Consider the following 14,077-nt stretch of genomic DNA (forward strand, 5'->3'; position numbering starts at 1 on the left):
AGAAGATTTATGAAAAAGGGCAGCGGTTAGGGAAGAAGATCGGGGAATGCATTGGAGAGCGCATAGGCAGACAGCAAGGGGAACGCGTTGGCGAGCTTAATGGGCAGAGAATGATGCTTCGACAGATGTTGAGCTTCCAGATTTCGATCGGAGAAAAAGAAACAGATTTGCTTCAACAGTTAAATGGTGATGAGTTGCTGATATTATCGGAGCGGTATGAGATGATCAAGACATCCGAAGATCTGGCAGAACAGGTTCGTCAGATTGTGAATCAAAGGACGAATGCCATCCCACAGTCTAAGCTGGCGGCCACGGTTTAAAACTATCTTCAGAGGTGATTCCAATGATCAGAATGACAGAAGAACAGCGGATGGAGTTTTTGAGAAGTACAAGCTTGGACATCGCATTGATGAGGACACGGTTTGATGAAATTGACGAACAGAAGATTTACGAAAAAGGGCAGCGGTTAGGGAAGAAGATCGGGGAATGCATTGGGGAGCGCATAGGCAGACAGCAAGGGGAACGTAAAGGGGAAGCAAGACAAAGAATGATGCTTCGACAGATGTTGAGCTTCCAGATTTCGATCGGAGAAAAAGAAACAGATTTGCTTCAACAGTTAAATGGTGATGAGTTGCTGATATTATCGGAGCGGTATGAGATGATCAAGACATCCGAAGATCTGGCAGAACAGGTTCGTCAGATTGTAAGCCAAAGAAGAGAGCGAAAAATCAATTTAAACGAGTTTCCAGAGTCGGAAGCTTATAGAGAAATCGGAGAAATACTTTAAAAATTTTATTTTGTCTGTACCGTTATATTTCATAACTTAAACAATAGCGGTAAAGCAGGCAAGATGTATCGTATTCATGAGGACATACCGTTTAGATATGTGGGTTGGTATTCAATTTTTGATACCCCGTTAAAAAACACAGTCTGGTTCAGTTCAACAGTTCAACTGAATGAGAGGCTCTTCGATAAGATCTTAAATATCCGGACTAAAGCAGACATAGTTTTTTCACAAAAACTTTAATAAGATTTAAGAGTTGCCAGGATTGAATCATGATATACTCCTATCATGAACCGGAAAGAAGGGATACTGTGTTTAAAAATAAAAATGGAGAACTTCGTTCCGGCTGGAAAATCGCAGGAATGCTGGGAACGGTTTTCGGCGTTTTGTTTCTTCTTATGTTTCTCATTCAGTTTGGATTTGTGTTTATCATGACCACAACCGGGAATCTGGATCCGACGACTGCGGCCGCGACGCCGCTGGCTTTTCAGACAGCAGCGATCATCAACAGTTCCATGATGTTCTTACAGACGATCGTTATGATCACGATTCCGATTCTGTTATGGACGAAGGTGCTGAAAAAGGATAAGGCGTCGCTGGGACTTCCGCCGCTGGCGAAGCAGAGAAGGACAATGAGACAAGGACTGGCGATGGGCGCTGGCTCCATGACGTTAGTTTTTCTGCTTCTCATAGTCACGGACAGCGCACAGGTTTTGACTTGGATTCCCCAAGGCTCACCTTCGCTGCTGATCATGTTCTTCCTGTATATTCTGATTGGCTATTCGGAAGAAATCATCTGCCGCGGCTATATTCAGGGCGTTATGCGGCAGACACACAATCCAGGGCTGATCATTTTGGTGCCTTCCCTGATCTTTTCGCTGCTTCACTCAGCGAATCAGGGGATCGGGTGGCTTCCCTATCTCAATCTCTTTCTGATCGGCTTGTTTCTGTCGCTGATCACACTTTCCAGCGGCAACCTGTATTCGGCCATCGGTTTTCATATTTTCTGGAATTTCTTCCAGGGACCAATTTACGGCTTTTCTGTCAGCGGCGGTCAGGAAAGCGGTCTGCTGACAACCTATATGAAAGGCAATTCCCTGCTTAATGGCGGAACCTTCGGACCAGAAGGCGGGTTGATCGTAACGGCGGTCATGTTATTCATGATTGGCGCCTGGTATTGGCGGACAAAAGAACAGCTGCCGGAAATGATTGCCATGTTGAAAACTGAGGAGAATTCCGTCGCAAAACCGGTTTTCGTTAATGACGACACAAAATTCAGGCCATCGGGAATGAATACAGAGGAAAAGGCCAACGCAGAATCCATCCACATCAGTCAGGCTGAAACGCCGATCCGGTAAAAGCCTGAAGTAAAACGCGTTCACCCCTGAACTGACAGGATGAACGCGTTTATTTTAAATAAATCTGAACTTTGTAATCTGATTCCGGTTTAGTCTGCCGTTTTGGAGTCCGCTAACAGCCGGATTTCACTGCGGTATAAGAACAGGATGTAAACGAAGGTGATCGCCATATTCACGACGTTGCTGACAAGCGACAGGACGCTGGACCAATCGGATACAAACAGCAGTAAGACGGAAAACAGAATATTGAGCCCATAGCTGATAATCATCAATTTCCAGGTTGTTTCCCCATGCTTGACCAGCGCTTCTTCCTGCAGTTCACCCAGGAATTTCGTCGTTCCCTTGATGATGAAGAAATTCTGAAGAAATCCAAACACGGCGGCGACGACAGACAGGATCAGCGCCACGATCATAAAGGTTTGAGCCGCGCCGAGATTTCCATCGGCATACAGGCTGGAAAAGTAAACTGTCGCCATAGACAGAACCAGACTGCAGCCCAAGCTGCACAGAACCATGATAAAAGCCCGGTTATATAAAGCATCCGCTTTGCGGATTTTGACAATACCGACTAAAATGGTAATTCCGGCGATCAAGCTGATGAGATTTCCCACATTGGGCAAACTGACGAACAGCGCGATGACCTGACCGATGAAAATCAATTTCAGGGCTTTTCCGGCTGTGAAAAAACGTTCTTCTAACATAAAATGCTCCTCTCTGCGTGAATTTGCATGAAATTGCGATTGTACAACGGGAATTCTACCATAGAAAAGGGCGCAGGACAAGGCGGGGACCGGAATTGGGGTAGCGGCAAAAGGGATAAGCGGCAGAATTCAGGAAAGAATAGCGGATAAGGGAGGATTTGCGCAATGTACTTTAATTATCATGCCAAAGCGATGCGTCTGATCCGTCAGGGACATTGCACCCATTTTGAACTGGTCGAGCGATGGAATCAGATTGCTCCGGCGCTGGTGCTCTACTTTGACAACGAACCGCCGATGCCAATCCGTGAAGAGCGCTGGGCAGATTATTTTGAATTGATCGACGAAATTCATAACAAGACCATAAAGGAAGGGGAATAATCCTTTACTCTGGTTGGGAAATCCGCTAAACTAGAAGCGATTGAGAGGGTGATGACATGACGCAGATCAAAGCGGTTGTGTTCGATATGGACGGGGTTCTGATCGATTCGGAACAGTATTATCAGGATAGACTGATGGAATATTTCAGAGCGATGAAGGTGGATCTGCCGCCGCAGCGATTAAATCTGCTGGTCGGCGCGAATGGCAAGATGAACCTGTGGCCGAAAATTCTGGAAGGCATTGAACTGCCGCAGCCGTATGACGAATTCATGGTCGGGATGCGGGAATATCGCCATGCGCAGCGAATTGAAGATTATCAGGCGCTGTTGTTTCCGGGAGTGGAAGAGACGTTGAAAGCGTTGAAGGCGCAGGGAAAGAAACTGGCGCTGGCGTCTTCCAGTTCGTTTGCCATGATTGAGAAGATGTTGTCGGACACCGGTCTGTATCCTTATTTTGAACTGGTCACCTCCGGCGGAATGTTTAAAGAATCGAAGCCGAATCCGGAAATCTATCTGTTCACGGCGGAGAAATTGAAATTGGATCCGCGGCAATGCGTCGTTGTGGAGGATTCGCCGTATGGGATCCAGGCGGGCGTCTCGGCAGGAATGACGGTAATTGCCCGGCAGGGCGAACGATTCCCGATGGATCAGTCGAAAGCCCATTATTTTGTAAAACAACTGCCGGAAATACTGGCAATTCTGGCTCAGCTGGGCTGAATCGGCAAAAACAAATCAGGAAGTCAAGGCGATCGCCAACAGATCCTGATAGCCGCATGATTCCTGATTTTATTTCTATCCCTTTCGAAGTTTATCTGGAATTCAAGTCACAACCAGGCATAATGAGTCTTAAATCCAAGCGTAAAGCTTGAATATTACGTTTGATCCTGACTCATAGGCGTCAGCCGTGAAGGGCTGTGGATTTTGAAAAATCATCAAAAAAAACTGAAATCTGTTCCGGGCGATGCTTCTGGACAGATTTTTATTTGTGAAAAAACAAGTTTGTAAGCGCTTCACATTTTCTCTTGACTGGTCTGACCAGATCCTGCTATGATGGAAGAGTCGAAAAGGAAATCTCTGGAAAGAGATCGTCGAAAGAGAGGAACAAGGATGAAAAAACTGATGATTTTAGTCCTGGCTGCCGTGTTAGCCACCACGGCGGCAGGCTGCAGCGCAAACAACTCGTCATCCGCCGGCCAGCCTTCGGCGCAGACGAATGAAACGCGCGGCGTTACGCTGAGCGAAGGCGTCAGCGTTAAAGGCGTTCAGGCAGATGTCACCTATCCGCTGGAGGGATTGGACGACACGCTGGCGATGAACAATCTGACAACAATCAAAACGTATGCCGGACAAGGCCAGGTTTCCGTGACGCCGAAGGGAGCGGAAAGCTTCGATCTGTTCATCAACGGAACAGCCGTCGATCACAGCGAATTTGCGGGGAAAGCCTTCACGGTCGATTTCTCGGCTCTGGCAACCAACGAGATCAACACGATTCAGGTAACCAACATTCTTCCGGAAACCGCAAGCGTCAATATTAAAGTTGACTATCCGACGGTGATCGAAGGGACACCGGAGGAAGTCGGCTTCAGCAGCGAGAAGCTCAGCTTTATTGACGATCTGCTGAACAAGGAAGTGGAATATGGATTCCCGGGTGGTCAGCTGGTCATCATCAAAGACGGAAAGATGATCAAAAACACGGCTTACGGCTATGCCAATTCCTACAATCAGGATGGAACGCGGATTGAAAATCCGGTGCCAAGCACTCCGGAAACCTTATATGATTTAGCGTCCAACACCAAAATGTACGCGACCAACTATGCGCTGCAAATGCTGGTCAGCGAAGGCAAGGTCAACATTACCGATACGATTCAAAGCTATTTCCCGGAATTCAAGGATGAAGCAGGCGCTGCCATCCGGGGCAAGGACACGATGACTCTCCAGAACATTCTGGAACATCAGGCCGGATTCCCGGCCGATCCGCAGTATCATAACGATACCTACGACAAGGATGATGGAATTGTCAACGGCGTCAACGATCTGTATTCAGTGGAAAAAGCCACGACCAGGGAAATGATACTGAAGACTCCGCTGCAGTATGAGCCGGGAAGCAAGACCGTATACTCTGATGTCGACTACATGCTTCTGGGACTGATCGTCGAACAGGTTACCGGCATGGATCTCGATGTCTTTGTCGAAGAAAATATCTACAAGCCGCTGGGCCTCGATCACATCGTCTTCAATCCGCTGCAGAAGGGATTTGAAAAAGACCAGTGCGCGGCAACCGAGCTGAACGGCAATTCCCGCGACGGCGCGATTTCGTTTACGGTTAACCGTACCGATACGATTCAGGGCGAAGTCCATGATGAAAAAGCTTTCTATGCGATGAACGGTGTTTCCGGTCATGCCGGTCTGTTTGCCGACGCGCAGGATCTGGCGCGCTTAGCGCAGGTCATGCTGAACCAGGGCGGTTATGGCGATGTCAAGCTGTTCTCGAAACAGACGATTGATCAATTCACCAAGCCGAAGTTCACAAGCCAGACCTATGGATTAGGCTGGCGGCGCATGGGCGATCATGGTTACAGCTGGTATTTCGGACCACAGGCCGGAGCTTCAACGTATGGTCATACCGGTTGGACAGGTACACTGAGTTTAATCGACCCGGAAAATGATATGATCGTCATCTGGCTGTCCAACAAGATCAACAGTCCGGTTGTCGATCCGACGGTCAATCCGAATTATTTCTATGGCAACCATTTCATCGGCGGAACCCTGGGCGGTGTGGCGACGCTTGCTTATGACGCACTGAATCCGACATCCATGGACAGCATCGATTCCCTGTTGGCGCAGATGGTTGCGAACAAGCTGACATTGATCGAAACTGACGAAGGCTATCAGAACGCGGCGGACGAACAATCGCTGCAAGCCTTGATGGATCTGCTGGTCAGCCGTGTGGAAAAGACCGGCTCGGCCGCCGTGAAGAGTCAGGCCGAACGGCTGGTTGAAAAACTGAGCGATGAAGCGGCGAAAACGGCGCTGAACGAACGGCTGGCTGCGGTGAAATAAACAATCTCGATTCATCAAAATCAGGATTTCACGCAAACTGTTGGAATGCAGAAATCTGCGGCAGGGAGCCTGCTTTCAGGCGCAGGGTGCTGAAAGGGCAGAGCTTGCCAAAAAAGAATCAGGATCAGGAAAAGGTTCTTCCTCAGCTTAGGGCAGACCTGAAATTTTCATGCAAAGAAGCAGGGGGTATGAAGCGTTATCAAAACTTCGTACCCCTGTCTTTTTATCTTTCCTCAAGTTTAAGAAAGAACACGGGAAAAGGAGCGGATTGAATTTCGCTTCTTTTTGCTTTTGTGCAGATGAAAAATTGAAGTCTTCATTGAACCCGCTCTAACTCGCCTCTTCGCTCCATCGTGCGGTAATCATTTTTCAGCCATTCCCCTTCCCCTATTTACCTGTTTCTTCATCAGAAACAGGAAAATGAGAGATAAAAAGCGGACTGCCCGGGCGTTATGTACACCGTCAGGCAATCCGCTGTTTTCGTAAGCAGCATTAGAGATAAAACGGAAATCTTTGAGCGAAAATCTTATTCTCTGTCCGTCGGTTTCCAAGATCCGGATCAGGGATGGGATAAAGTTTCGGCCTTTTCCGTTAATTGATCCTGAAAATAACCGCTGCCAAACAGCCGCTCATATTGCAGGGTCTGATAATCCTCAAGGACAGCGGTGAAATCCGTAGATTCCCAATGACTGTACGCATTTCCCTGCGAATCCATATAGCCCGCAAAGGTAACGACCGGCAGCGATGTGCGCAGAGTCTGTAAATACTGACCATAAGCATCCGGTTCCAATCCGGCATAGTTTAACAGAAGCGACGACAGAAAATTAAGACTGATTTCCGGCAGCGCTGTTTCCGGCAGGGGGTAATTAGCCCAGAGGACAAACGGAACTCGAAATTTGTTCATATACTCTTCCATGGATAATGTGCCGTCTTCCACGCCATAAGCTTTGTCCAGAAATGCCGGTTCCACGGAAGGCTGGTGATCGCCGAACATCAGAATCAGCACCGGTTCATCCTGTTGGCTGAAATATTCAGTCAGCCGCAGAAACTGGTCTTCTGTTTTGTGAACGAGCGTCAGATACTGTTCGGCCATCGGATAAACGCCCGGCTGATCCATCAGGCGAATTTCCGCCGGATAGTCCTTGACAGTGTACGCGCCATGATTCTGAATGGTGACGTTAAACAGAAATAACGGTTTGTCGGGATCGCGATGTTCATAGTCCCACACAATCTGATCAAAATCTGTTTCATCGCTGACATAGCCATGTTCTGTGATGATCGGAACGTCCAGTTCATCTGCGCTTTTAAACGAGTCGAAGCCCAGCCGCGGATAAGCCTGATCCCGCTGCCAGGAACTCCGCTCGCCCGGATGAAACGCCGCCGTTTGATAGCCGAGCTGTTTCAGCTGGGAAGCCAGAGAAAAGGAATCCTTTAAAATATATTGTTGATAAGGGATGCTTCCAGAGGGCAAAAAGGCCATCGAATTTCCGGTGAGAAACTCAAATTCACTGGCGCTGGTACCCGCGCCGAAAACGGAAGCATAGGCGTGGGAGAACCGGGCGTTATCCAGCTTGGCAATACCGTCGATGACGCTTTCGCTGAGCTGAAGATTGCCGAATTCTTCAAAATCCGCCCACGATTCATTCATGATTGCGATGATATGCGGTTTCTGATTCAAAGTCAGTGCCGGCGCCTTTGCAAAGACGGAGCTTAAGATCTGATCCAGCTTTTCTCTGGAGGTATCGGAAGGAACTTCGACGTTCATGAATTCGGTATTGCGCAGGAAGGTAGCGAGGATTCCGCTTTTCTGATAAGCGCCGCGCTGATCCCAGACATCTGTCTGAACGTTGAAGCGGGCCAGGTTTTTCGGAGAGGTGAAGACCGCGCAAAGCAGCGCCAGCGTCAGGCAGAGAAGCCGCAGCGGCAGGGGAAAGCGTCGGCAGAGCGCATGGGGCAGTACGTCAAACCTGCGGAAATGAAGGAGAACGATCAACGCTCCGATCAAAACTACCGCAGCGATGATCATGGGCCCGGTCGGCGTAAAATCATAGGTGGAAGAGACGGCCAGCGCCGTGTTCAGCGCCGTCAGGTCCCAGGGCAGAACCGGCGTGCCGCGGAAGACGGAGACGAAATAATTGATCGCGCCTAAAAGCGCGCAGGCCGTGTGGATCATAACGCTGGCGGCGGCCGGTTTGCGGATCAGGGCGCAAAGCAGATAATAAAGCACGCCGACGCAGATCGCGTTGGCCAGAAAGGCGGACGCGGAAATTTGCCACGGATCGCCGCAGTAGACATACTGCATCAGAAAGACGGCGGTAAAGGGCGTCGCGCTCATCAAGCACAAGCCTCCGATCCGAAGCCGATGCTTATTTATATTTTTTAACACGTGGTTCAAGGTGTTTATCCCCCTTTCATGTTCGCTTTCACAGAACGAACAACTTGGCTTATTTTAAACGAGTTCCCCGGAAAGATCAAGAAAGCCCTGGGAATTCACTAAAAATTCCCATATTTAAAAGGCTGCTTGCGATTGGCGTAGGGGGGAAAACCGCTGAATTCAGCAAGCGATAGCGGCCGAGAACAAGGAAATATGAAATGGTTAAACAGCGATCAGAATCAATCGGCGAGTTTAACTGCCGCAGGATTTGCGGAGATAGGGAAGCAAATTCGGGAAAGCGGAAAAAAGCGAAGCTTGACAACAAGCCGGACACCCTTCTTATCGTGCCTGCTCTCTGGGATATGGCGGGCTTCAATGAGTTTGTCAATCAGAGGGAAAAATTGAGTTCAGGCAACGATGCAAGGCAGCGATCCTCTCTGGAAAGCTGCAACATTGATCCCGAAAATACAGCGTCCATTCTCTGCGGACGTTTCCCGCCGTCTTGCATTCATTGTCATTTCGCCTTACAATATCTTTCATAACCAGCTTGAATAAGGGGGAATTCAGGATGAAGCGGGAAAACTGGGCGTTTTTAAAACGGGTAATTTTACTCTCGCTGCCGGTCATGATCCAGCAGCTTTTAACGAATATGCTGAACCTGTGCGATACGATGATGATCGGCGGGATCGGGGAGAATGCGATCAGCGCGGTCGCGATCGTCAACAAAGTCTTTTTTGTTTATCAGCTGATTTTATTCGGATTAAGCAATGGGATCGGAATCTTCATCTCGCAATACATGGGGGCGCGGCAGGAGGATCAGATTACCGATCTGTATAATTTTGGACTTGGCTTGTGCTGTGTGATGGGGATTCTGGTGACCGGAATTCTGGTCATTTTCCCGCAGCCGATTCTCGGTTTATTTGTTCAGAATCCGCTGGTGCTGGCGGATGCGGAAGCGTATTTAGGCGTGCTGCTGTGGACGCTGCTGCCGTTTGCCTGCACGTCGATGATCAGCGTGGCGTGCCGCGTCATGGGCCGGCCGGCGATTCCGATGGTGTCCGGCGTAATTTCCTGCCTGGTCAACATTGTGTTAAACGCGCTGCTGATTTATGGTTTATTCCACTTTCCGCGCTGGGGAGTGATCGGCGCAGCGGCCGCAACGATGATCGCGCGGTTTTTGGAAGCGGCTTATTTGTTCTATGCCTCCCGCAAATATCTGCCAACGCTGAAGCTGCGGTTAAAAAATAATCTGCCCTCTTCGATGCGTTGGACGGTTATCCGCAAGGCGCTGCCGCTGATGGGAAACGAATTGATCTGGTCGCTGGGGCTGAACATGATCTTTATTAATTACAGCTTTATCGCGGAACAGTACATTCCGGCGATCACGGTGGTCGACAACATCAGCAATCTGGTCTACGTTGCCTTCAGCGGCTGTTCGGTGGCGGTCGGGGTGATCATCGGTCAGGCGTTAGGTTCAGGGAAGCTGGACCAGGCAAAGCAGGATGCAAAGAAAATGATCGGCTTTGCGCTGACGGTGTATCTGGCAGGAGGTCTGATTTTAGTGGCGATCCATCGCTGGGCGCCGGTCTGGTTCTCGCTGAGTCCGGCGAATGTTTCGATGGCGGCGGTTTTAATTCTGGCGAAGGCATTTCTGGCCTGGACGCAGGGCTACGCGAACACGGTTTATTATATTCTGCGGGCGGGCGGCGACACGAAGTCGGTGCTGATCATCGACGGCCTGTTTACCTGGTTTGGCCCGGTGCTGCTGAGCTTTCTTGTCGCGCGGGTATTCCGGGTTTCGTTGTTTCCCGCTTACTGCATCGTCGAAGGCGCGGGTTTAGTCAAAGTTTGCCTGGCTACGGTTTTTCTGAAAAAAGGCAACTGGCTGAAAAACTTAACGGACAGTTCGTCAGAAAGAATTCAGGCTGAGCAGGCGTAATCTTTCTATAATAAAGCAAGGCAGACGCGTGATACTGGATTGTGAGGAACAGATTGACGGAAAATAATCAATGAATTTGAACAACGAATCAAAGAAATAAAGGAGTTAAAAAAAGCATCTCTTCCTGCCGCGAATAAGCGCTCCCGGAACAAGCGGGACGCAAAATTGCCGCGGGGGCATCAGGACAGATATGCTTTTTATTTCGTTTTAACAGGGAAAAAATCGTTTAATCATATTGATTAAAATAATGGCGTCAATAAGAGCGCGATCAGTAAGGCAGGAAGCAGATTGGCGACCCGAATTTTAGTGTTAAACATCAGATTGACGCCGACGCAGAAGATTAACATGGAACCGGTCATGGCCAGATTGGCGATCATCCCATCCGTCAGCACCGGGGCGATCAGCCGCGCCAGGAAAGTGATCGAGCCTTGGAACAAAACGAGCGGAATGACGGAAAAGACCGCGCCTTTACCCAAAGCCGAAGTAAAGATCATGATGATCAGACAATCCAGCACCGCTTTAGTGATTAACAACGACGGGTCGGCGGACAAGCCGTCCTGCAGCGCGCCGACAATCGCCATCGCTCCGACGCAGATCGTCAGCGAAGCGGTGAGGAACGCCTCCATGAACTGATCGTCCTGATCGCTGCCGGTTTTCTTTTTCAGCCAGCTTCCGAATTGCTCAAACCGGAATTCAAGGTTAATTCCTTCGCCCACCAGCGCGCCGGCAGCCAGGCTGATCACCGCCAACATTGTGCCCTGTACGCTGACAACACTATTTTGAATCACCAACATTTTTTCCAGGGCTCCGGAAATTCCGATAAAGATCGAAGATAAGCCCAGCGCCTGCATTAACGTGTCCTGAAACCGCTGCGGCAGACCTTTACGGAAGATCAGACCCAGCAGCCCGCCGCCGATGACCGCCAATCCGTTTATCAATGTCCCTAAACCTGGTATCAATGTTATCCCTCTCTCTCTGTTTACCGGCTTCTTGTTTTCCCTCGCACGTTGCGCTCAGAGGCTTTAATCGGCGCAGTGAGAAACAGTGGAATTCCATCGCTGAGATAGTGAAGAAAACCGCAGTCTATCGCATTCCCGCACCTATTTCTTGAATTCCCCATAAGTTTTATAGATTTTTTCTTCATTGTTCATGACGGTCTGACTTGGCTGATAATCCGTATCACCGTAAATATTCGCATGCAGATGACGCACCATATCACTGTAACTGCGCACCAGATAACCACCCAGTCCCGGACAGCGCATGATATCGTCATATTCGCCGCTCGGTTCTTTATACGTTTCAATTCTGGTCAGATCGAAGCTCAACAATGAAACGAGATATTTTTTGATCTCGGAATTCGTCAGGTTCGTCGTGATATAGGGAAGCATGTCGTTGACGATCTCCATCAATTCCAGAATATTCTTATGCTTCAGTTTGGCGATGATCGCGTTAATCACGTTGTTCTGGCGGTCCATCCGCACGAAATCACTGTCGATGTAGCGCTGCCGGCAGTACATCATCGCGTCGTAGCCATTGAGCGTATTGGTTCCCGTCTGCACGCTGTGCTTCGTTTTTCCTGTCAGCGCCCCGACTTCCCTGGCCGTCAGATCAATGTCGACGCCGCCGATCAGATCGACAAGCCTTTCCACCGCGTTAAAACTGAATGTCACATACTGCGTGATGTCCAGGTCCAAGTTGTAATTCAGGGTCTGAACGGCCAGCGTTGCGCCGCCGAACCAGTAAGCCCAGTTGAAATGTCCGTATTTTTGATGATCGCCGGGAATCCAGACGACGACATCCCGTTCCACGGACGTAATTTTTAATTTTTTGTTATCAAAATCAAGCGATACAATTTTCATCGCGTCGCTGCGGTCCTCGTCGGTGCCCGTCGGCCCCTGGCTGTTATCCGCGCCAAACAAAGCGATATTCACCAGCTTCCGTTCTTTCACCGCTTCGCTGACTTCCGGCGCGATCGCCGCCGTTTCGCTCTCGATGGTTTCGCCATGTTCCATTTTGTTAAGCATCGCATCCATCGCCCAGTTGGCCGCGCCATAGCCGCAGCCGCCGGTCAACAGGATGACGGCGATGACAATGCATCCTGTTTTTACCCCTTTTTTCAATTCCTTCACCTCTGCGATAATAAACGAGTTCATTCCTTTATCTTTTTCATTATACCAGTTTGAAGCCAAAGCGAAATGATAAAAGCAGAAAACCGGCGACGCAGGAACATCTCAGCAGCTATTTTGTAAATATAATTCAACTCATCCCTGAAAATAATAAACAGGAATGAAACGCAGGGATAACCGCACAGATTTTTTGAATAACAGGTTAAATCCGCAGGCAGCGATCGGGATGAAGCCGGATGACGAAGGGGCAAAATTAACTGGAGTTATGATTTTAATCTTTTGGTTTGTGAATCTGGTTTTTTCTTTCCGGCAAGAATGTATAAAATCACTGCCAGAATAATGATCAGGCAGCCGAGGATCTTCGCCGTCGTTAATTCTTCGTGCAATAACAATGCGCCGCAGATCACGCTGCCGATCGGTTCAAACAGGCAGAAAATCGAAGCGGTTGAGGAACCCAGAGCTTCAATACCTTTTTGAAGCAGGACCACCGCCAGAAACGAGGTCATCATGGCGATCACAATCATCGTCAGATAGGAAATGACCGGCTGTTGATAATGCAGACCATCGGTAAACGTTCCGACGAGAAAGAGATCGGCGGCCGCAAACAAAGCCAGCCAGAATGAACAAAGAAATGGATTCATCCGGGATAATCCTTTCTTTTCCAGCAAGACCAGATAAAATGCATAGGTCATTCCTGAAGCCAGCGCTATCGCGACGCCCGTCAGGTTTTTCAGATTGCCGAAGTCCATGAAAAACAAGGTGCCGGTCAAGGCCAGGATTAACGCCAGAACTTTAATTTTGCCCAATTTCTCGTGATAGAAAAAGCGGCAGAACAAAGCGACGAACAGCGGGTAGAAAAAATGCAGCGTGGTGCCGGCGCCGACGCCGATATAGGAATAACTGCTGTATAAAAGCAGCGGCGTAAGACAGGATCCCATTGTTGCGACGAACAACAGGGCGAGAAACTGATCCCGCGGCAGCTTAACCGAAACCCGGCTGCGTCGCATCAGAACGAACAAAACCGGAAGCACAAACAAATTACGGAACATGACCATGGTCAGCGGATTATTGCCCCAATCATAAGTCCAACTGACGAAAACCGGCGAGATGGCAAACAAGAGAGCGGAGAGGATCGTTAAAACGATGCCTGTCGTTTTCATGACGCATTCCTTCTTCCTTTTCTCCTTTTATTATAAACCTCTGGAAAGTCAGGTGAAGCAAGATGATTGCACGAATATTGAGGAAGTCGATTTTCATCTTGATTTTTCCATGAAATCTCTCTATAACTAAATCAGAACCTGAAAAGGAATTCCGTCAGGACGCTCCAAAGTCATGGAGATGGGAAACGGAAAACAGGG

13 protein-coding genes are annotated in these 14,077 nt (G+C 49.0%); 8 read left to right on the plus strand and 5 right to left on the minus strand.

The genetic code is table 11. From position 1 onward, the window contains the following. From I2G61_RS08905 to I2G61_RS16775, 3 genes are all read left to right on the plus strand, one after another. Window positions 1-320 (plus strand): hypothetical protein (locus tag I2G61_RS08905; protein WP_229100724.1); only part of this gene is annotated, 320 nt, incomplete at its 5' end. Between the two features lie 23 nt (window positions 321-343). Then, on the plus strand, window positions 344-787 hold the full coding sequence (locus I2G61_RS08910) for a hypothetical protein (protein WP_195397189.1): 444 nt from the start codon (window positions 344-346) through the stop codon (window positions 785-787). Window positions 788-1,095: 308 nt separating this feature from the next. Further along, window positions 1,096-2,142, plus strand: a complete 1,047-nt coding sequence (locus tag I2G61_RS16775; protein WP_072685265.1) for a CPBP family intramembrane glutamic endopeptidase — start codon at window positions 1,096-1,098, stop codon at window positions 2,140-2,142. Between the two features lie 89 nt (window positions 2,143-2,231). On the opposite strand, the gene I2G61_RS08920 is transcribed toward I2G61_RS16775, so the two are convergent. Continuing rightward, entirely contained in the window at window positions 2,232-2,843 is a 612-nt protein-coding gene (locus I2G61_RS08920) for a hypothetical protein (RefSeq protein WP_072685266.1), read from the minus strand. Between the two features lie 165 nt (window positions 2,844-3,008). On the opposite strand from I2G61_RS08920, the gene I2G61_RS08925 reads away from it, so the two are divergent. From I2G61_RS08925 to pbp4b, 3 genes are all read left to right on the plus strand, one after another. Beyond that, a complete protein-coding gene (locus I2G61_RS08925) occupies window positions 3,009-3,221 on the plus strand; it encodes a thermostable hemolysin delta-VPH (protein ID WP_072685267.1) in 213 nt (70 codons plus the stop codon). 56 nt (window positions 3,222-3,277) lie between these two features. Then, window positions 3,278-3,937 (plus strand): HAD family phosphatase, encoded by a 660-nt coding sequence (locus I2G61_RS08930; RefSeq protein ID WP_072685268.1) that lies wholly within the window; start codon window positions 3,278-3,280, stop codon window positions 3,935-3,937. Window positions 3,938-4,327: 390 nt separating this feature from the next. Beyond that, complete coding sequence (gene pbp4b / locus I2G61_RS08935; RefSeq protein ID WP_159432817.1) at window positions 4,328-6,280, plus strand: penicillin binding protein PBP4B; 1,953 nt, start codon at window positions 4,328-4,330, stop codon at window positions 6,278-6,280. A gap of 559 nt (window positions 6,281-6,839) precedes the next feature. Here the strand turns inward: pbp4b and I2G61_RS08940 are convergent. Beyond that, the gene (locus tag I2G61_RS08940; protein WP_195548188.1) at window positions 6,840-8,615 is read right to left on the minus strand and encodes an LTA synthase family protein; all 1,776 of its coding nucleotides are present in this window, start codon (window positions 8,613-8,615) and stop codon (window positions 6,840-6,842) included. A 257-nt stretch (window positions 8,616-8,872) separates the two neighbouring features. Between I2G61_RS08940 and I2G61_RS08945 the strand changes: the two genes are divergently transcribed. Both I2G61_RS08945 and I2G61_RS08950 read left to right on the plus strand, forming a co-directional pair. After that, complete coding sequence (locus I2G61_RS08945) at window positions 8,873-9,196, plus strand: hypothetical protein (RefSeq protein ID WP_195548189.1); 324 nt, start codon at window positions 8,873-8,875, stop codon at window positions 9,194-9,196. 26 nt (window positions 9,197-9,222) lie between these two features. Beyond that, window positions 9,223-10,593 carry an MATE family efflux transporter gene (locus tag I2G61_RS08950; protein WP_195397195.1) on the plus strand — a complete coding sequence of 457 codons (1,371 nt, stop codon included), beginning with the start codon at window positions 9,223-9,225 and terminating at the stop codon, window positions 10,591-10,593. A gap of 239 nt (window positions 10,594-10,832) precedes the next feature. Here the strand turns inward: I2G61_RS08950 and I2G61_RS08955 are convergent, their stop codons facing one another. The 3 genes from I2G61_RS08955 to I2G61_RS08965 all read right to left on the minus strand — a co-directional run bounded on the left by I2G61_RS08955 (window position 10,833) and on the right by I2G61_RS08965 (window position 13,879). After that, window positions 10,833-11,552, minus strand: a complete 720-nt coding sequence (locus tag I2G61_RS08955; protein WP_229056880.1) for a DUF554 domain-containing protein — start codon at window positions 11,550-11,552, stop codon at window positions 10,833-10,835. Between the two features lie 141 nt (window positions 11,553-11,693). Next, window positions 11,694-12,746: an LCP family protein gene (locus I2G61_RS08960; protein WP_195397196.1), complete on the minus strand. Its 1,053-nt coding sequence runs from the start codon at window positions 12,744-12,746 to the stop codon at window positions 11,694-11,696. Window positions 12,747-12,982: 236 nt separating this feature from the next. Beyond that, window positions 12,983-13,879, minus strand: a complete 897-nt coding sequence (locus tag I2G61_RS08965) for a DMT family transporter (protein ID WP_195397198.1) — start codon at window positions 13,877-13,879, stop codon at window positions 12,983-12,985. Window positions 13,880-14,077: the final 198 nt, after the last annotated feature.

Origin of the sequence: Holdemania sp. 1001095H_141210_F2 (assembly GCF_015558105.1) — a bacterium.
Classification (GTDB): Bacteria; Bacillota_I; Bacilli_A; order Erysipelotrichales; family Erysipelotrichaceae; genus Holdemania.